Genomic DNA, 19051 nt, shown 5'->3' on the forward strand with positions numbered 1-19051 from the left:
CCATGACACGTCTCCTAACCCAAGGAAAACCAGTGTCGTAAGTTTAGACGGGAGAATGGCTTATGTTAGGTGGTAATCAGGATCATTTTTAACGTTCATGTTATAACATACTGACATAGATTTTTTATAATTTCATACCCCATAATAAACAAATCAAACATACAATTCAGACCACCAAAGGATATTCAGGTATAATCCGAAAAAACATACTTACTCAAAACACATAGCTAATCCACAATCAAACTTTACATTAACGCGTCCGAAATAATCCGGGTAATAATGGCTTTTTTAGCATCTATAAACTGATCTTTGGCTTCACATACCATACTTGGATTTCCACAGAGGTAGATGTCCATTTCTTCCAGTGTTTTAAAATCCTCGCACACTGCGCCGATGACCTGTCCAGTTTTACCGGGCCAGCCAACGGATGGATGTTCAACAACAGGTACATAGTTCAATGATTTATAGTGCTTAGTCAGTGCTATCAACTCCCTGTCAAAATAGAGATGCGCCTGATAACGCCCTCCCCAATAAAGATACACACCCTTGTCAGGGTAATATTTCAGACTGTGCCTCAACAGGCTTTGAATATAAGAAAACCCTGTGCCGCCAGCAATCAGTAACAGGGGGCGTTCGCTATTATCCCTGAACCAGGCACGACCATGTGGTGCATCTATACGTAGGCGCTGGCCATGATGATAAGTGCTATGTAAGTAACCAAGGATGTCATCGAGGTATTGGTTGGGCTCCGCGCCACCAATATGCAACTCTAATCGATTGGAACCGTCCGGAATACTGGCGATGGAAAAGGGGCGCCACGTTAAGTCATCCATCTGTAAATAGAGGTATTGACCGGGTTTATGGTCAACTACCTGTTCAGACTGCAAGATAACCAGATAAACCACTGGCCCAACCTGTTTTATCGATTCAACAGTACAGTACATCATTCTCTGTCCCTATCATGGCCGGTATGAATCACCGGCCATAGTCCTTTTAGTGCTTCAGAATAGCCTTCACATCCACCCGCTTACCGGATGACTGGATAGTCTTGTCGATAGTGATCTCCAGCTGAGTCAGCTGTTCCGCCACAGACTCGGTCAGCGTGATGTTTTCAATGACAAAACAGCCATGTTTCTCACAACGTTTGTCGAACATCTGGTGCTCTCCGCCATGACCGCCGATGCCATAACTGTCAATTACGATAAAGGCAGGTGAACTCATCAGAATCTGATCCAGTACATGGCTTTCCAATACAGTGCTGGTTTTGGCATATACATCGTTGCCATAGCCATTGCATTCCAGGTTAGCGGTATAAAGTACCAGCGCCTTGCCTGACAGATTTAACTGGTTAATGTCGTCTGCAGCAGGCATACCGCTGCGGCAATCCAGCACAATGGTTTCTACACGATAAAAAGCCTCTTCAGGTTCACGGGTATAACAGTCAATATGGGTACCAATATGTCCTATTGCGCCGACAGCATCAGATTGACGTTTTGCCCACTGGTATGCCGGATGATCTTCAGTGAGTTCAAGGGAAAGGGGGACAGGTTGCATGGTTACATCCTCTTTGTATCTGTAATGTCTTTGATGCGACACAGTGTAGGTTTCGTTGTGCTGGCAGATTACAAACATCTGGACAAAAAATATCACAAACAGGACAACCTCTTTTTGCGGCTATTCATAAAAACGACAAGAAAGACGTGTATTTCCATCAAACTGCAGAAAAGCACACCTATCATCACCAAAAGGCATATTTAGCGCCCTGCAAAAGCGTCTTTTCTCTCACTGAAAACCCTGTTTCATCTCAGAAAACAGTGGCTCAAATTCGATCAATAATCGATTTTTGACCCAAATCAATGTTCATAGAATAAACAGCTTTTTCCCGATATTCGTGAGCATCAAACAGGTAAGCCCTAGCAGTTTTTTTGTAGTTTACCGCCACCGAAGGCGTAGGATAGCAACCAACCCCGGGCACTGATGGTTACACCGGAACCGGGAAGCAAAAAACTGCCGGACAGTCGTTGCATGATAAATAACCGGCAGTCGTGAACGAAAGCGCAGCATGGATTCCATTTTTTATCGATCTTTATCGATTAAAAATGCGGGAAAGTATTGCCCGAAGAATCCGGGCCATAAACGACACGGCTTCATTTTTTACCCGAGGGTAAACCGTCCAGCCGCGGGCTATGGCGACAGCGCACAGGGTGTTGATTTGATCGGGCAGCCAACCACTGCCGGATCCGATAAATGACGCTAGCTAATGTGTTAATTGAGGAGTATTTCCTGTGACTCAAGATACTATTGTCAGCTCCTGGAACGACTTTGACCCTCTCCGCCACGTGATCGTCGGCCGCGCCGACCACTGCTGTGTGCCTCCTTCAGAACCTGCTGTAGACGACAAAGTTCCTGTAGACAGCAAGATGAAAGGCATGTGGGGTCCCCGTCCGCTGGAGACCGTTGAAGCCGCTAACGAACAACTCGACGGCTTTGCCAAACTGCTCGAATCCCGTGGTATCCGTGTTGACCGTCCTACTCCGATCCAGTGGAACCAGGCGGTATCCACCCCTGACTTCCGCACCTTCTCCATGTTCGGCTGCATGCCCCCACGGGATGTTCTGCTGACTGTCGGTAACGAAATCCTCTCCGCAGCCATGTCCTTCCGCTGCCGTTACTTTGAATACCTGGCCTACTGGCCGCTGATGAACCAGTACTTCCGCGAAGACCCCAACTTCCGTTGGGAACAAGCGCCACGTCCTCGCCTGACCGATGAGTCCTATCGTCCGAACTATGGCATGGGCAAGCACGCCATGACCATCGAAGAGCGTCTGGAAAAAGTGGCAGCCAAAGAGTTTGTCACCACTGAAGTAGAACCGATGTTCGACGCCGCTGACGTCATGCGTATGGGTAAGGACCTGTTCGTCCAGCACGGTCTGACCACCAACCGCACTGCGATGGAATGGATGCAGCGCCACTTCCCGAACCACCGGGTACATGCGGTCAACTTCCCCGGCGACCCCTACCCCATCCACATCGACGCTACCTTCGTTCCTCTGCGTCCCGGTCTGTGCATCAACAACCCGCATCGTAAGATGCCGGAAGAACAGCGTAAGATCTTCGCGAAGAACGACTGGGAAATCGTTGATGCCGCGATGCCTGCCCACGACAACCCACCGCCGCTGTGCTACTCCAGCACATGGCTATCCATGAACTGCCTGGTGCTGGACCACAAGACCGTTTGCGTCGAAGCCAGCGAAGTCCACCAGATGGAACAGATGGACAAACTGGGCATGGAAGTTATCCCTGTGCCTCTGCGCGACGCCTACGCCTTCGGTGGTGGTATCCACTGCTGTACCGCGGACGTCTACCGCGAAGGTACCTGCGAAGACTACTTCCCGGTTCAGGTGCCTGGCACCCAGATCCGTCCGGTCGAATAAGAGAGATAACAGGAAAGCGCTTCGGCGCTTTCCTGGTTTTGTTCAGGGGTTATTCAGTATCAGGCAAGGATAATCAGCACCATTGCGCGGAGGATATTCACAATGTTCACCAGTTCATGGACCGCTGCCAGTTTTGTTGTGCTCAACCTTGCGCTGTTAGGTTTTGTGACAGCTGTCTACTGCTATCGGGAAGCGAAAGGCGCCAAAGGTATTGCAGAACAGTGATCGCTGAGCCTCCGGCGCCAGCCATTTCTCACTATGTTTCCTGCATCCTTCACGTCCGGACTTCCAGACAGTTTTATCAAGAAATTTGATACCAGGGAGTTCAACCGTGTCCACCACCAATACCAAGGCCCTGGGCTATACCACGATGCTGATATCAGCGACGCTGATGGGCTGCGTGGGATTGTTTGCCCGCCATATCAATACCTCCGGTGATGTCATTGCCTTTACCCGTTTCACCGTCGGTGCGATCGGCACCCTCGCCATCATCCTTGCCAGTGGCAAATTGATTTACCTGCGCGGTACACGACTTTCACCTGCTATTATCTGCGGCGGTGTTTCGCTGGGTCTCTGTCTGGCTGCTTATGTGTCGTCTACCCAACATACGACACTCGCCAACGCCGTGTTCCTGATTTATACCGGCCCGCTGTTTTCCAGCATTCTGGCCGCCATTTTCCTGAAAGAGAAAGTGGATAAAATCACCGGCTGCCTGCTGTTCCTGGTATTTATCGGGACGCTCATGATCCTCGGTCTGATCAACTACGACGCGGCTACCGGCTTTACCATGAGCCTCAGCTTCAAAGCGGAAAACATGCTGGGTGACATGCTCGGTCTGGTCTCCGGCTTCGGTTATGGCCTGTACCTCTTCCTCAGCCGTTACCGCACCGATGTCTCTTCAGAAATCCGCTCTTTCTATAACTTCCTGTTTGGCGGACTGGGCATTGCCGTTTACCTGATCCTCAACCCACCCTCACTGGCGATGATGGACGGCAGCTCCTGGCTCTGGCTGATCGCCATGGCCTTCTTCACCGGCTTTGCCGCCCTGGGCCTGCTGGCCGTGGCCGCCCGCCACCTGAAAGCTGCGGAACTGGCCTGTGTCGCTTACTTTGAGTGCGCAGTCGGCGCCGGTATCGGTATCCTGGTCTTCGGTGAATCCATGACCGCCTTCCAGGCCTTCGGCGGCGCCATGATCATTATTGGGGGTGTCGGCCAGGTGGTAGCCAGCACCGTGGTCGATCACTTCAGCAAACTCCGACAGCCAACCCCGGTTCCAGAAACAGTTCGTCACACGCACTAACCGCTCTATAGGTTAACTGTTTCACGACGCAGCGAATCAACGCGCTGCGCCCGCCAAGAGAGAGGGTTCACTGATGACCTCGAACTGGATTAACTGGGTTGTATTGGGTATTTCCGTTTTTATCCTGGTGGCCATGGGACTGATTTCCAGCCGCCGGGTCTGTAACAGCAAGGGGGAAGGCGGGTTTCTGCTGGCCGGGCGCAGCCTGGGGCCGGTGGTGGGCGCCGCCAGTATTGTCGCCACCGGTTACAGCGGCTGGGGCTTTATGGGTTCGCCGGGGGTTGCCTACAAATACGGCACTATCGAAGTGTTGGGCAATTTTCTCTATGCGCCCGCCATGTGTCTTGCTGTTTTATTCTTTGCGTCTTTCCTTTATCGCCGCGCCCTGAAGATGGGCAGTCTTACTATCCCTGAATATATTTCCCGCAGCCATCCCGGCTCCCCTGCCATGACGCGCTTTATCCACGGATTTGCTGCGCTGGCGACAGCACTGTTGCTGCTGGTATTCCTGGTAGGTCAGCTCCGCGCCATGGGTATGCTGGGCGGCAGCTGGCTCGGTATATCTGTCAACCACGCCATTGTGCTGATGATCGGGATCATCATCCTTTACACCACACTGGGGGGGATGGCCGCCGTGGCCTGGACGGATACCCTGATGGTCGCAGGCATGACCGCGGCAGCCGTATTTATTGCACACCGTATTTTCAGTGATCTCTCACCGACAGAACTGCTGACCCAACTGGAAGCCATTGAGCCAGCACTGGTAGCACCGGACACCGCAGCCCCTTATGGCGACTCACGGTTCCAGGTATTCATGATTTTCCCCTATGCCTTCCTGTTCAGCGCCATTCTTCCTTATATGTCTGTGCGTTTTCTGGCGTTTCGGAAAGATGTGAAAATCCACCAAGTTGCATTGATCATGGCGCCGATCGCCTGCCTGCTCAGCCTGGTGCCGATCGTCGGGCTTTATGTACGTATCCAGCATCCGGAACTGGGCAATGCAGATAACGCCATGCCGTATTTCCTGGCGAATTTTGTTTCTCCATTAGCTTCCGGTCTGATCACCCTGTTCATCATTTTTGCGATGAAATCCACGGCCAGTTCGGTACTGCAGGTGTCCTCTTCTGCCCTTTCCCATGACCTGCGCGTTGCACTTTTCCCGAACCGTCACCTATCCCAGAAATATGCCCTGCGTTTTAACCGCTGTATCCTGGCTTGTCTGGGTGGCGTGACCCTAGTGATGACCCTCTACGCACCGCCCGTCATGCTGTCATTGTTCGCGATTACCGCCACCGGCACGCTGATGGCCACCCTGATTGGCCCGGTTCTGATCAGCAGTTTCCTGCCCGGCAATGCCCACGGCGCACTGGCCAGCATGATGACCGGTTTTTGCCTCTGTGGCGGCCTGCTGTTATTTACGAATACCGGCTGGGTGGAAGCGCCACTGATTGGCTGCCTGGTATCCAGCATCGTTTATGTGGTGGTGAGTCGTTTAAGCCGGATGGAAACCCTGATGGTAGGTAAGCCCCGGTTACTGACCCTGGCGGAGTCCGGGTCACACTGATGTCGAGGAGCCGTTATCAGTGAAGACTGATAACATTTTTAACCCCGCAAATGCGGGGTTTTTTTTCGATTTATGCCCTTCAGACAGCATTCCTGAACCGGTAGTTATCCCTGCTGACAAGACGGCTCTATCATTAACAAAAATCTATTAAACCTATAATTTTAATTAATTTTAAACATCTAAGAGCTGGCCTTATAGTTACCACAACGAAACGTTACTCACAAACGAACAACCCGAGGAACATGACCATGACTCAGTCTCTGATCAACACCAAAATCAAGCCTTTCAAAGCGACAGCCTTCCACAACGGCGATTTCGTCGAAGTTACCGAACAGGACCTGATGGGCAAGTGGTCCATCGTCTTCTTCTACCCGGCTGACTTTACCTTTGTCTGCCCCACCGAGCTGGGCGACATGGCGGATCACTACGAGCAACTGCAGGCCATGGGCGTTGAAGTGTACTCCGTGTCCACCGACACCCACTTCACTCACAAGGCATGGCACGACAGCTCCGACACCATCAACAAGATCCGCTTCCCGATGATAGGCGACCCCACTGGCGTCATCAGCCGCAACTTCGGTGTGATGATTGAGGAAGAAGGTCTGGCCCTGCGCGGCAGCTTCCTGATCAATCCTGAAGGCGAGATCAAGGTCACTGAAGTCCACGACCTGGGCATCGGCCGCTCCGCCAAGGACATGGTCCGCAAGACCCAGGCAGCCCAGTACATCGCTGAGCACGACGGCGAAGTCTGCCCGGCCGCATGGCAGCCTGGCGAAGAGACCCTGGCACCTTCCCTGGACCTGGTCGGCAAGATCTAAACCTGAAGAAAAGTAAGAATCACTGGCTGTCGTCCTCTCCATCAGCGGCAGCCGTGAGCCGCCCCGCCCCAGGCGGGGCGTTTTCCGAACGCTTTTGTTTGCAGTATTTCATAAAGGACGGAAGCAGCCATGCTGGACGCCAAAATCAAATCGCAGTTACAGAGCTATCTGCAAAACCTGAAAACCCCGGTTGAACTCGTGGCGTCGGTTGATGACAGCGCAAAATCCGGGGAACTGAGCCAGCTGGTTCAGGAAATTGCCACCATGTCTCCACTGGTCACTGCAACTGAAAGCCGTGACAACAACGAACGCAAACCTTCCATGCTGGTTCGCTCCGCGGCCACCGGCAGTGAAATCCGGTTTGCCGGCCTGCCCATGGGCCACGAATTCACCTCATTGGTACTGGCGCTGCTGCACAGCGGCGGTCATCCGATGAAACTGGATGAGGCGATGATCGAGCAGATCAAAGGCCTGTCCGGCGAATACCATTTCGAGACCTATGTCTCCCTGAGCTGCCAGAACTGCCCGGATGTGGTCCAGGCACTGAACATGATGGCAGCGATTAATCCCAGGATTACCAACGTCATGATCGACGGCGCCCTGTTCCAGGAAGAGGTCGACAGCCGCAAGATCATGGCCGTACCTTCGGTCTACCTGAACGGTGAACTGTTCGCGCAGGGTCGTATTGCCTTGGCGGAAATCCTGAACAAGATGGATAGCAAGGCCGCCGAGCGCCAGGCTGAAGCCATCAGCGAAAAAGATCCTTTTGATGTACTGGTTGTCGGTGGCGGCCCTGCGGGTGCTTCTGCAGCAATTTACGCGGCCCGTAAAGGCATTCGTACCGGTATCGTAGCGGATCGCTTCGGCGGACAGGTCATGGATACCATGGCCATCGAGAACTTTATCTCTGTAAAAGCGACAGAAGGACCGAAACTGGTTTCCGGCCTGGAAGAACATGTTCGCGATTACGATGTGGATATCATGAGCAGCCAACGCGCCAGCAAGATCATTGGTGCAGAATCCGTTGGCGGCCTGATTGAAGTGGAACTGGAAAGCGGTGCCAAGCTCAAGAGCCGTTCCCTGATTCTGGCTACCGGTGCCCGCTGGCGGGAAATGAATGTACCGGGTGAGCAGGAATACCGTGGTCGCGGTGTTGCGTACTGCCCGCACTGTGACGGTCCGCTGTTCAAAGGTAAGAAAGTCGCAGTTATCGGTGGCGGTAACTCCGGTATTGAAGCAGCGATCGACCTGGCCGGTATAGTGGAACACGTGACTGTACTGGAATTTGCCGACACCCTGCGCGCTGACGCGGTACTGCAGGACAAGGCACGCTCCATGGGCAATATTGACATTATCAAGGAAGCCCAGACTACCGAGGTTATTGGCAACGGCGAACAGGTGACAGGCCTGCGTTATACCGATCGCAAAACCGGTGAGAGCAAAGAACTGGAATTAGCCGGTATCTTTGTCCAGATCGGCCTGGTGCCTAACACCGAGTTCCTGAAAGGAGCAGTGGAACTGTCGCCTCGCGGTGAGATCATCACTGGCGCTCAGGGTGATACTTCTCTGCCCGGTGTGTTTGCTGCAGGTGATGCGACAACCGTGCCTTACAAACAGATCATCATTGCCATGGGCAGTGGTGCTACTGCAGCATTGGGTGCGTTTGATTACCTGATAAGAACCCCAATTATGGGTGAAAACCAAGACGCAGCCTAAAAACTCTTGGAAACCTTCTCTTACAAGCTACATCCTTGGGTGTAGCTTGTGTTTGTATGTCTTTCCTCACGATTAAGAACATCGTTCAACTCAATAACTGTCGATTCCTGTTTGTTTTAATGTGTTTTGAACGAATCTTGGTACTGTCCAGAGGTAATAAACTGCCCAAACGTCTCACACCAGATAATAACCGTGTTGTACTGCGCAGGGTCTACGGTGGATGACATCGGAATAATGAAATTATCGAACGTTTTGACATCGCCAATTCGAACCATCTCTGCCTTGTGCTGATTAAAAGCCTCTTCCGTTTCTACGTAAACCGGTGACATATACAGCTTGTAGTCAGGCCCAGGCGCCAGCTCTCCTGAAAAGCTGATGGAATCCTTATTGATACTGAATTGACCCTCGCCCCAGTGGAACTTGTCGCTGTCTTTCCTATCCTTCGAAAACTGTCCCTGAAAACGCGTAGTCTTCTGGCTGTCTTCAATAACGGTTAACGAAGGTGATTCGGGAGCTATCAGGATGGGCAGAATGTAAATGCCAGCAGCAAAACCCACAGTAAGGCATACGATATGAGAGAACGTCAGTAACGCTAGACGAGGGATCTTACTTTTTCGATGACTCATGTTCAGACCTACGCCGGGTTAGTTATTATAATGTCGCTTATTTTAGAGCACTAAATTCATATTAGTGTTTCACACTTCAATAAAGTTATAAACATTTGCTAGCTGTCTGTTCATTGGATGAATTTCGTCAGGAATGTGCCCGAGAAAACCACCATGTTCTCCATGGGCATCAGCGAAATAGCCAAAGCTTGGGGGCGCGCGATAACAGCTCTTTCTGCCGTAGTTTCAAACAATGGGAAAAGGTGATACCTCTGCAATTGAGACATGGTGTGAATAAAATACTGGAGACTGAAAACTGAGGATATTTTGAAAGTCCTAAGATCACTCTCAAATCGTTCCCCATATGGCAGTGATATAAAAAAACACCAGAAATGCAGTGAAAAAATATCCCAAAGTTATCAATGTTATTGCGATACCTTTTTCGCGTTTAGTATCCATTTTCCGCCATCCCCACAGACAGCTGCCGATGCCCAGAATAAGCGGCAGAACACCAGCGAGCGCAATAAACGTCACTAAACCGGGGATAAACTGGGGGAAAATAATGGCGACACACAAAGCCTGGTAAGCCAGTAACACCAAAAACGCAGGAAACAACTTCCGTAATTTGCGAAATACAACACAACCAGCAATTAGGCCATAGAGGATCGCAAAACCACCAAAAAAGAAGACGGTGTAGAGAGAAATAAACAGAATACCAAACGCTTTATCCATTCCTGACCAAGTCCTTTTTCATACGCTGCAATGCGTAGCCTTTCGTTCCTGAAAGGCTACTGTTTAAGCATTACTTGATATGTTCCAGCACGCCGTCCAACTCATCCAGGCTGTTGTAGCTGATCACCAGCTTACCCTTGCCCTTGGCGGAGTGCTGAATGGCAACGCGGGCACCAATACGCTGGGAAAGGTCTTCTTCCAGCGTTTTGATGTTGGGATCAACGCGCTTGATCTCAAACGCAGGCGATTCTTTCTGCTGCTGAAGGCGGCGAACCAGTGCTTCAGTTTGGCGGACAGAAAGACTTTTCGCGACAACGGTCCGGGCGGCTTCGAGCTGATCATTGCCGCTCAGGCCGAGCAACGCCTTGGCGTGCCCCATCTCAATATCGCCGTATTCCAGCATTTTCATGACATCCGCCTGGAGTGTCATGAGGCGTAACAGGTTGGTTACCGTAACCCGGGATTTACCCACAGCGTCCGCCACTTCCTGCTGGGTGAGTTCAAACTCATCCTTAAGGCGAACCAAGGCCAGCGCTTCTTCGATCGGGTTTAGGTCTTCCCGCTGGATGTTTTCGATAAGCGCCATGGCGATGGCAGACTCATCGGAAACTTCCCGGATAACCGCCGGAATTCGATCCAAACCAGCCAGCTGGGTAGCGCGCCAACGACGCTCACCGGCAATGATTTCATAGCGGTTTTCGTCCAAAGGGCGCACCACGATCGGCTGCATAACGCCCTGGGCCTTGATGGAATTGGAGAGTTCTTCCAGCGCTTCCGGGCTCATGTCCCGGCGTGGCTGATATTTGCCACGCTGGATGAATTCCACCGGAATTTCACGCAGCATCTTGTCCCGGACTGCCTTAACTTCCGCAGATATCGGCTTTTCCGGCGTCTCCGGCTGCTGCAGTTCCCGGATTTCTGCCGCCACCTGGGCGCTCTGCAGCAGAGCACCGAGTCCTTTTCCCAAACCGCGTTTTTTCATTGCCATAGTCAAAGCTCTGCGGATAAGGTCTGCCGAGGCTCGACAGCCTGTTGATTGGCCTCCTGCCGGCGAATCAGCTCACCGGCCAGGGCAAGGTAAGCGATGGCGCCACGGGAATTCTTGTCGTACTTGAGCACGGGCAGTCCGTAACTGGGCGCTTCCGCCAGCCGGACATTCCGGGGAATCACACTGCGGTAAACCTTGTCACCAAAATGCCCAATCAACTGTTTGGACACTTCGGAAGTCAAACTGTTCCGCGGATCGTACATGGTCCGCAAGATACCTTCGATGTGCAGCTTCGGGTTCATGGTCCGGGAAATGCCGGAAATGGTCTCCAGCAACGCCGTCAGACCTTCCAGGGCGTAGTATTCGCACTGCATTGGGATAATCACGCCGTCCGCCGCCACCATGGCGTTAACGGTCAGCATGTTCAGGGAAGGCGGGCAGTCGATCAGGATAAAGTCGTATTCACTACGGACAGAGTCCAGCACGTTCTGCAGGCGGCGCTCCTTTTCCGGCACGTCCAGCAGCTCCACTTCGGCGGCAGTCAGGTCGGCATTGGCCGGCAGGATGGAAAAACCGGCATCATCCGTTTCCTGGATTGCTTCGCCAATCGTACAGTTACCCACCAGAACATCGTAAATGGAGTATTCCAGCTGGTGCTTATCGATCCCGCTGCCCATGGTGGCGTTGCCCTGGGGATCGGTGTCCACCATCAACACACGTCGACGGGTCGCCGCCAGCGAGGCCGCCAGGTTGACACATGTGGTGGTCTTCCCGACCCCACCTTTCTGATTGGTTACCGCAAGTATTTTGCTCACATTAAGAACCTGAACGTATATAGCCGGAAAAAGTCTGTCCGTATCAGTTCCCGGAAACCTCTATTATGACAAGATGACGCTCTCCATCACAACCGGGAACTGAGAGTTGGATGGATTTAACCAGCTGGACATCCGGTCTGACGGCCTGCAACTGCGCCAGTTCTTCATCCGGATGAATGCCTTTCATCGCCAGCCAGCGACCGCCTTCGGCCAGCAGATGGCTGGTACCGGTCACCATATCCTCCAGCGAACTGAATGCGCGGGAGGTAATTTCGTCAAAGCCGGTCTCGACCTGCCACTCTTCAACCCGGCGGTTTTCGACCGTGACGTTGTTTAGCCCCAGGGCTGTTTTTGCCTGGGTCATGAAGCGGGTTTTCTTGCCATTGCAATCCAGAACGCTGAACTGTCGCTCCGGGAACATGATGGCCAGCGGAATACCCGGCAGACCGGGGCCTGAACCAACATCGAGCAAATTCTCACCGCTAACGTGCGGCACTAGCGTCAGACTATCAAGAATATGCCGGCTGACCATGGCGTTTTTGTCACGAATTGCAGTGAGGTTGTAGACCTGGTTCCATTTCGCCATCAGTTCAACATACGCCGCCAGCTGACCTAACTGCTGATCGGAGGCTTCCAGCCCCATCGCATCGACGCCAACCGCGAGTAAACCCTCAATACCGTGCACTGTTACAACCCGTCTGCAAATTGATCAATTTTATGGCAAAGCCCGGACTCCGGCTATAGGGGGTGGTACGCCATAAACGACAACATTCATATATAAAGTGAACTTGGAATTCAGACCAGTGTGCAATTTTCTAAAATTGGTCTTATATAAAAAAGAAAGTAGTTAAGAAGTAGACTGAAAAATACGGGTATTTTCAGGTATTAAAAGTCACACGTCTGGTATCTATAGTTTTATAAAATTTTATTTATTCATATTTCGATCAATTTTCAAACAAGTTATCTGTGAGAAAATTGTTTTTTTATCCCCCTTAAACTAAACGACTATTATCTTTTAATTTTCAACAAGTAGTTATGTTTTTAACAAGGAAATTTTTCACCCTGTTTTTACTCGCACAAACAGTCTCAAAAATATTTATTTTTTAGTGAAAACCACTAAATAATCAGTAATTTTGCAGATAATTCAAGGGCATTTCAGGCAAAAATCAAATTTATTTTTTACTGCATTCTTTCTGTTTAACAGGCTTTTGGGGCGGAACAAGCAATAAAAAAGGGTGCAAATGCACCCTTTTTCTCACGGAAATAGCAGATTATGCCCGCTGTCGCTCGTTGATGATCGACCGTTTTTTCAGGTAGATCAGCAGAAGTGAGATTGCTGCAGGTGTGACTCCCTGGATACGACTGGCCTGTCCCAGTGTTTCCGGACGAATATCCTTCAGTTTGATCCGCACTTCGTTAGACAGACCAGAAATCGCGTCGTAGTCGAAATCTACTGGCAGGCGGGTTTCTTCATGACGGCGCAGACGATCAATCTCTTCGGTCTGGCGCTCTATATAGCCTTGGTATTTCGTCTGGATTTCGACCTGTTCCGCTACCTGACGGTTATCCACAGGCTCGCCATTCAGAGATGCCACATCGTCATAAACGAGTTCCGGTCTTCTCAACAGTTCCAGCAGGCTGTATTCACGGCCAATGGGGTTTTCCAGCTTCGCATTCACCTGTTCCGCTGCTGCGGTATTCGGATGGATGTACGTTGTGGACAAACGCGCCGTTTCTTTCTCAATGCCTTCCTGTTTTTCACAAAAAGCCCGCCAGCGGCGGTCATCCACCAGGCCCAGTTCACGGCCTTTTTCGGTCAGACGAAGGTCGGCGTTATCTTCCCGAAGAATCAGACGGTATTCGGCACGACTTGTGAACATACGGTACGGTTCGGTCGTGCCGTTGGTGATCAGATCATCCACCATAACGCCGATATAAGCCTCGTCACGGCGCGGACACCATGCTTCCTTGCCCTGGGCCTTCAGAGCAGCGTTAAGGCCTGCCAGAAGCCCCTGAGCGCCTGCTTCTTCGTAGCCGGTGGTTCCGTTGATCTGTCCGGCGAAGAACAAACCATCGATAAATTTGGTTTCCAGAGAGCTGGTCAGGTCACGGGGATCGAAGAAATCGTATTCGATCGCGTAGCCCGGTCGGCAGATATGCGCGTTTTCCATACCACGGATGGAACGGACCAGCGCCAGCTGCACATCAAACGGCAGACTTGTGGATATCCCGTTCGGATACAACTCGTGGGTTGTCAGGCCTTCCGGCTCAATGAACACCTGATGGGAGTTTTTATCCGCAAAACGCTGGATTTTATCCTCAATCGACGGGCAGTAACGGGGACCAATGCCTTCAATCACACCGGTATACATCGGTGAGCGATCCAGGCCACCACGGATGATATCGTGAGTGCGTTCATTAGTATGCGTGATATAGCAGCTGATCTGTTCCGGATGTTCCTCAACAGAGCCCATGAACGACATCACAGGCACCGGCGTATCGCCTGGCTGTACCTGCATGACTGAGAAATCCACAGAACGCGCATCAATTCGTGGCGGCGTACCGGTTTTCAGGCGTTCCACACGGAACGGCAGTTCTCTCAGACGTTTTGCCAGACCAATAGAAGGCGGATCACCGGCACGACCACCGGAATAATTTTCCAGTCCGATGTGGATAACACCACCAAGGAATGTTCCTGCGGTTAGAACCACGGTATCTGAATAAAAACGCAGCCCCATCTGGGTGACAACACCGACCGCTTTATCCCCTTCAACAATCAGGTCTTCCACAGACTGCTGGAACAGCCAGAGATTTTCCTGGTTTTCCAGGGTTTCCCGAATCGCGGCTTTATAAAGGATACGGTCAGCCTGCGCGCGGGTTGCACGGACGGCGGGGCCCTTTCGGGAGTTCAATACACGAAACTGGATACCACCACGGTCGGTCGCCATGGCCATTACGCCACCCAGGGCGTCAATTTCCTTTACCAGATGACTTTTACCGATACCACCAATAGCCGGGTTACAGGACATCTGTCCCAGCGTTTCAATATTGTGGGTGACCAACAGTGTTTTAACACCCATACGTGCGGCTGCCAGGGCCGCTTCTGTGCCGGCATGTCCGCCGCCAATAACAATAACGCCAAACCGTGCAGGAAATTCCACGCAGTTCGTCCCTCCTTAATAAAGGGTCTGATCAGTTCAAAGTCAGACAGCAAACCATTGTTGATTGTTGCAATTCCGTTTCGTCGGTCAATGTTGCCGAAGTGTCTGGCTGCCTGAAGAAATCGCGCAAGTATACCGTCGGTTGATCAAAAAAAAACCGGTGTTTTCCTTTACACCGCCGGTAACTGCCGTTATTACAGAAATAAATTAATATTCAGTATTCAATCTAATCTCTTTCTTGTTTATGTTGTTATGTATAGTGTGGATAATTTCCGTGGAAAAGATAAAAATAATATTAATTATCAACAAGATAGCTATTGAACAAGTCTGTTAACTTGAAGTAGGGAAGCTAAGGTTATGATGGGTTTAGCCTGTGTATAAATAGAAAGTTACACACAACTGGATATTGATTCATAATTCATCCATAGATTATCCGAGTACTTTTCTGCCTACTTTTCAACAGGTTAGATAACAGGAAAAAGCGAACTTAAAGGAAGGATCAGGAGAGAGTGGCTACTTTGAAAATCCAGTAGCGACAGAGAAGAAAGCTGATGGCAGGCCAGCTGACCACAATCAGGAATATGCAGACCGCTGCGGGAAAATCAGTCCATTCAGTGAGAAGCAACATGCCAATCGCGTTGTAGACAAACCCACATACCGCCAGCATCAGATAGCGTGTAAAACGTTGCTGACCAGAGAAAAAGGTTACTCCCCGTCTGTGGCCAAACGTCCAAAATGTATTCCCGAGATAAGACACCAGTGCGCCAAACACAAAAGCCCCAAGATTACCTACGATCGGTGATAACAGCAGAATCTCAATGGCATATAACGCCGCCAGGAAATGCGTAGCGGCTGACAGGAGTCCCACAATCCCGTAACGAAAGACTTCCCGCCCTAAAATGATCAGTGGCACCCGCGGCTCCCTGCGTTGTCTGAAGTGGCTGTTCTAAGGATCTTTCACTAGCATGAATCGATATGACTCGTTTTTTCAAGGGCTGACCGTGACATGGATGATACGTCTGCCGGTAGGTGCGTCGCTGCCAATACCAATCAATTTGACGAACAAACGCTAAGACCTGCTCCGGACAGCCTCTCGATCATCATCCCTTTCTATAACGAAGCAGAATGTGTCGACCTGTTGCTGGATGCCCTACTCCCTGTTGTTCGGCCGTTGTGCGATACCATTGAAGTGATTTGTGTGGATGACGGCAGTTCTGACAAAACGGGTCCCTTTCTCCTCAACCGTTGCAATGACATTCCTGAATTACGTGTTATACGCCTGAGTCGTAATTTCGGGCAGGATGCCGCCATAACTGCAGGGCTGGCTCATTCCTCCGGCCAGGTTGTCTGCATTATGGATGCCGACCTCCAGCATCCACCGACCTTATTGCCCGATATGCTCAATGCCTGGCGTGAAGGTTCAGATATGGTCTGTATGATCCGCAAGCACCGGAATGATGAAACCCCGTTTGTTCGCTCAGCAAAATCTGTTTTTTACTGGATCATGCAGCGCATCTGCTCATTTGAAATGGTTCAGAGTGCTGCTCATTTTCGCCTGATGGATCGGAAAGCCTGTGATGCCTTGCTTTGTCTGACAGAACGGTCCCGCTACCAGGCAGGGCTTTACCAGTGGATAGGTTTTCCCACAACCTACATGGAATACACCCCGGATCAACGGGCGGCAGGTTCCACAAAATGGCTTTTACTCCCCATGCTGAATCGGGCCTTGAGAGGCATAATTTCATTCTCCAGTGCTCCACTAAGAATATGGAGTTTTACCGGCGCAACGATAGCGTGCATGGCGTTTTTCTATGGTTTTTATATTGTCGTTAAAACACTGATTTTTGGCATTGATTTCCCGGGATTCGCCACACTGGCTACCCTGATCCTGTTCTTCAGCGGTGTGATTCTGCTATCCATCGGCATGATCGGTGAATACCTTGCCGGACTTTTTGAGGAAGTGAAACAAAGACCTCTTTACCTGATCTACGAAACCCGAGGTTTCGAGCAGGGCACCACCGAACGGAATTCGTGATGTCGCGGCTTAATGCCTTTTACCTCAAGGTTCAGGAAAACGGGCATTTCTTCCTTGGCTTTACTATCTCCCTGTTTCTGCTGCTAACCGGTTTTAATGATTTCTGGCTTGGTGCAGATGATGGTTATTACGCCCACACAGCCGAGCGCTTCCTCAATGGCGAAACGCCCCACGTCGATTTTCATGAAATTCATCCCGGATATATTCTCTGGGGACATGCTGCGGCAATGAAGTTATTTGGCGTTACAACGCTCTCATTACGCTATCCGCTGCTTTTTCTTTCGATAATTCAATGTGTGCTTGTCTGGCAGTTATTACGAGAGAGCGGGCGTTTACCCGCCATGCTCGGGATGATTCTGGTGACATCTCTGGGAATGCCGACGTGCGCCAATCCAACCGCAAACCTTTATGCCCTGTTCTTTGCTATTGCCGCATTTAGAGTTGCCGCAGAAACGGATCTGTTTGACCACCCTGGCAAACTGGTACTGCTTGGGCTGATGGTCGGATTGTGTGTCCTGTTTCGGCATCTTTCCGGCATTTTACTCGGTTGTGGCATGGTGACATGGCTATTGAGTCATCCACAAGTACAACAAGCTCAGGTAGTATCACGTTCAAGCGGTTTCTTTGGGAGGTTATTGCTGTTTCTGGCATTTCTTGGTGTTGGGGGATACAGCATAAACCGGAGTGACCTCACAGGACTGAGCTTATTTGCCTTTCCGGCACTTATGATTGCCTTGATTTCAAGTTGGAAGGCAAGACCTGACGTTAGGGCTGTCTGGCGTATTCTTTTTCCATGTGGTTTGGGACTGTTTCTAGCCTTCCTGCCGCTGGCTATCTACTTGTCGATCAAAGGTATCTGGCAAGTCTGGCTACAGGATATTGTGATTTTACCCTTATCCTTGATTTCCATGCCTTTCTTCGAGATCTGGCGATATTCAGACTTATTAGTAACTGTAAGTGGTGAGATTAGCCAAATCACCAATACAATCAGCACCATCAATTACCTGACGTGGATAGGTCTTGTTTTAGTACCTGGTATTGCAGGCTGGTTGGTTGCTCGGCGATTTGCTGTTCAGTTTTCACCAGACAATCGCCACAAGGCATTGCCTGCTTTTGTGGTTTGTGCCCCGTTTTATGGTCTGGCCAGTCTTCATTTTGAAATTCCTCTCTATCTGATCTGGTCAACACCTCCCTTGTTACTGGCCGGTTTCTCGTTATGGGGTAAACCAACCCGGTGGCAAAAAGTCGGCTTTATTGGGTTAGTGGTAATAACCGTCGGGACACAGACAACACTGGTAGCTACCCCTGTTTGGGAGCGCAGCTTTGCTCAATTTGTGACGACTCAGCCGGGTTATTTTTTGGCTAATTCCCGACTGGAAGGACGTGCTCAGATCAATCTTACCGCTGAAGAAACTGATTTTTACCAGCGTTCATTAGCCCTGATTGATGAAAATACCGAGCCGTCAGACACAATTTTCAGTTTTCCATCTCACCCGCAATGGTATTTCCTTTCCGGAAGGAAAAATCCTACAGCTCATTTATTTGCCGGGGTCAGCATTAATAGTGAACACTCACTCTTTGAACTTGAGGCTCAGTTTTCTGAACAGCCGCCTGCAATGGTCATTCACAAAACCAACGATAAATATGGAAATCCGTTCACTGACAGTCTGAGACATTGGCTTGATCAACGTTATCAGCTGATTCATTCCGAGAAGGGCTTTGATTTTATGGTTATAAAGGATCGCCAGCCAAAGTAATCCCTTACCCCATGGTCACGCCTCCAATCAAGTCTATGCTTGCTGCCTTAAATCCCGCTTAACCTTGGGAATGTGAGCAAGCTGGCCGTACTTTTGGCAACAGAGTACAGTTTTTGCACAAAACGC

At 50.6% G+C, this 19051-nt stretch carries 17 protein-coding genes; 8 read left to right on the forward strand and 9 right to left on the reverse strand.

Annotated features, from left to right (window positions below):
• Positions 1 to 245: 245 nt before the first annotated feature.
• Together fre and ABD892_RS16875 are read right to left on the reverse strand one after the other, a co-directional pair.
• On the reverse strand, positions 246 to 947 hold the full coding sequence (gene fre / locus ABD892_RS16870; protein ID WP_345197111.1) for an NAD(P)H-flavin reductase: 702 nt from the start codon (positions 945 to 947) through the stop codon (positions 246 to 248).
• A 46-nt stretch (positions 948 to 993) separates the two neighbouring features.
• Positions 994 to 1554 (reverse strand): hypothetical protein, encoded by a 561-nt coding sequence (locus ABD892_RS16875; RefSeq protein ID WP_345197112.1) that lies wholly within the window; start codon positions 1552 to 1554, stop codon positions 994 to 996.
• A gap of 731 nt (positions 1555 to 2285) precedes the next feature.
• On the opposite strand from ABD892_RS16875, the gene ABD892_RS16880 reads away from it, so the two are divergent.
• The 6 genes from ABD892_RS16880 (at position 2286) to ahpF (ending at position 8832) form a co-directional block, all read left to right on the forward strand.
• A complete protein-coding gene (locus tag ABD892_RS16880) occupies positions 2286 to 3434 on the forward strand; it encodes a serine/threonine protein kinase (RefSeq protein ID WP_345197113.1) in 1149 nt (382 codons plus the stop codon).
• A gap of 102 nt (positions 3435 to 3536) precedes the next feature.
• Positions 3537 to 3659 carry a hypothetical protein gene (locus ABD892_RS16885; RefSeq protein WP_345197114.1) on the forward strand — a complete coding sequence of 41 codons (123 nt, stop codon included), beginning with the start codon at positions 3537 to 3539 and terminating at the stop codon, positions 3657 to 3659.
• A gap of 106 nt (positions 3660 to 3765) precedes the next feature.
• Entirely contained in the window at positions 3766 to 4734 is a 969-nt protein-coding gene (locus tag ABD892_RS16890; RefSeq protein WP_345197115.1) for a DMT family transporter, read from the forward strand.
• Between the two features lie 73 nt (positions 4735 to 4807).
• Positions 4808 to 6298 (forward strand): sodium:solute symporter family protein, encoded by a 1491-nt coding sequence (locus ABD892_RS16895; protein WP_345197116.1) that lies wholly within the window; start codon positions 4808 to 4810, stop codon positions 6296 to 6298.
• Between the two features lie 248 nt (positions 6299 to 6546).
• The gene (gene ahpC / locus ABD892_RS16900) at positions 6547 to 7116 is read left to right on the forward strand and encodes an alkyl hydroperoxide reductase subunit C (protein ID WP_345197117.1); all 570 of its coding nucleotides are present in this window, start codon (positions 6547 to 6549) and stop codon (positions 7114 to 7116) included.
• A 129-nt stretch (positions 7117 to 7245) separates the two neighbouring features.
• Positions 7246 to 8832 carry an alkyl hydroperoxide reductase subunit F gene (ahpF, locus tag ABD892_RS16905; RefSeq protein WP_345197118.1) on the forward strand — a complete coding sequence of 529 codons (1587 nt, stop codon included), beginning with the start codon at positions 7246 to 7248 and terminating at the stop codon, positions 8830 to 8832.
• Between the two features lie 116 nt (positions 8833 to 8948).
• Here ahpF and ABD892_RS16910 read toward each other — a convergent pair whose 3' ends face one another.
• The 7 genes from ABD892_RS16910 to ABD892_RS16940 form a co-directional block, all read right to left on the reverse strand.
• Positions 8949 to 9458, reverse strand: a complete 510-nt coding sequence (locus ABD892_RS16910) for a DM13 domain-containing protein (RefSeq protein ID WP_345197119.1) — start codon at positions 9456 to 9458, stop codon at positions 8949 to 8951.
• 327 nt (positions 9459 to 9785) lie between these two features.
• Entirely contained in the window at positions 9786 to 10169 is a 384-nt protein-coding gene (locus tag ABD892_RS16915) for a hypothetical protein (protein WP_345197121.1), read from the reverse strand.
• A 70-nt stretch (positions 10170 to 10239) separates the two neighbouring features.
• Positions 10240 to 11157 (reverse strand): ParB/RepB/Spo0J family partition protein, encoded by a 918-nt coding sequence (locus ABD892_RS16920; RefSeq protein WP_345197122.1) that lies wholly within the window; start codon positions 11155 to 11157, stop codon positions 10240 to 10242.
• Between the two features lie 2 nt (positions 11158 to 11159).
• Positions 11160 to 11972, reverse strand: a complete 813-nt coding sequence (locus ABD892_RS16925; protein ID WP_345197123.1) for a ParA family protein — start codon at positions 11970 to 11972, stop codon at positions 11160 to 11162.
• Positions 11973 to 12015: 43 nt separating this feature from the next.
• Positions 12016 to 12657: a 16S rRNA (guanine(527)-N(7))-methyltransferase RsmG gene (rsmG, locus tag ABD892_RS16930; RefSeq protein WP_345197124.1), complete on the reverse strand. Its 642-nt coding sequence runs from the start codon at positions 12655 to 12657 to the stop codon at positions 12016 to 12018.
• Between the two features lie 586 nt (positions 12658 to 13243).
• Positions 13244 to 15133: a tRNA uridine-5-carboxymethylaminomethyl(34) synthesis enzyme MnmG gene (gene mnmG / locus ABD892_RS16935; RefSeq protein WP_345197125.1), complete on the reverse strand. Its 1890-nt coding sequence runs from the start codon at positions 15131 to 15133 to the stop codon at positions 13244 to 13246.
• A 499-nt stretch (positions 15134 to 15632) separates the two neighbouring features.
• On the reverse strand, positions 15633 to 16046 hold the full coding sequence (locus tag ABD892_RS16940) for a GtrA family protein (protein WP_345197126.1): 414 nt from the start codon (positions 16044 to 16046) through the stop codon (positions 15633 to 15635).
• Between the two features lie 93 nt (positions 16047 to 16139).
• Here ABD892_RS16940 and ABD892_RS16945 point away from each other — a divergent pair, with 93 nt between their 5' ends.
• Both ABD892_RS16945 and ABD892_RS16950 read left to right on the forward strand, forming a co-directional pair.
• Entirely contained in the window at positions 16140 to 17168 is a 1029-nt protein-coding gene (locus ABD892_RS16945; RefSeq protein ID WP_345197127.1) for a glycosyltransferase family 2 protein, read from the forward strand.
• A complete protein-coding gene (locus ABD892_RS16950) occupies positions 17168 to 18925 on the forward strand; it encodes a glycosyltransferase family 39 protein (RefSeq protein WP_345197128.1) in 1758 nt (585 codons plus the stop codon). The genes ABD892_RS16945 and ABD892_RS16950 overlap by 1 nt, the downstream gene beginning before the upstream one ends.
• Positions 18926 to 19051: the final 126 nt, after the last annotated feature.

Origin of the sequence: Kistimonas scapharcae (genome assembly GCF_039540975.1) — a bacterium.
GTDB lineage: Bacteria > Pseudomonadota > Gammaproteobacteria > Pseudomonadales > Endozoicomonadaceae > Kistimonas > Kistimonas scapharcae.

What these genes read in the sequence shown, in the direction of transcription:
- ABD892_RS16920 (WP_345197122.1), bottom strand. Translation starts at nt 11,157, where the DNA reads ATGGCAATGAAAAAACGCGGTTTGGGAAAAGGACTCGGTGCTCTGCTG.
- ABD892_RS16945 (WP_345197127.1), top strand. Translation starts at nt 16,140, where the DNA reads ATGGATGATACGTCTGCCGGTAGGTGCGTCGCTGCCAATACCAATCAA.
- ABD892_RS16895 (WP_345197116.1), top strand. Translation starts at nt 4,808, where the DNA reads ATGACCTCGAACTGGATTAACTGGGTTGTATTGGGTATTTCCGTTTTT.
- ABD892_RS16910 (WP_345197119.1), bottom strand. Translation starts at nt 9,458, where the DNA reads ATGAGTCATCGAAAAAGTAAGATCCCTCGTCTAGCGTTACTGACGTTC.
- ahpC (WP_345197117.1), top strand. Translation starts at nt 6,547, where the DNA reads ATGACTCAGTCTCTGATCAACACCAAAATCAAGCCTTTCAAAGCGACA.
- ahpF (WP_345197118.1), top strand. Translation starts at nt 7,246, where the DNA reads ATGCTGGACGCCAAAATCAAATCGCAGTTACAGAGCTATCTGCAAAAC.
- ABD892_RS16885 (WP_345197114.1), top strand. Translation starts at nt 3,537, where the DNA reads ATGTTCACCAGTTCATGGACCGCTGCCAGTTTTGTTGTGCTCAACCTT.
- ABD892_RS16915 (WP_345197121.1), bottom strand. Translation starts at nt 10,169, where the DNA reads ATGGATAAAGCGTTTGGTATTCTGTTTATTTCTCTCTACACCGTCTTC.
- ABD892_RS16875 (WP_345197112.1), bottom strand. Translation starts at nt 1,554, where the DNA reads ATGCAACCTGTCCCCCTTTCCCTTGAACTCACTGAAGATCATCCGGCA.
- fre (WP_345197111.1), bottom strand. Translation starts at nt 947, where the DNA reads ATGATGTACTGTACTGTTGAATCGATAAAACAGGTTGGGCCAGTGGTT.
- ABD892_RS16950 (WP_345197128.1), top strand. Translation starts at nt 17,168, where the DNA reads ATGTCGCGGCTTAATGCCTTTTACCTCAAGGTTCAGGAAAACGGGCAT.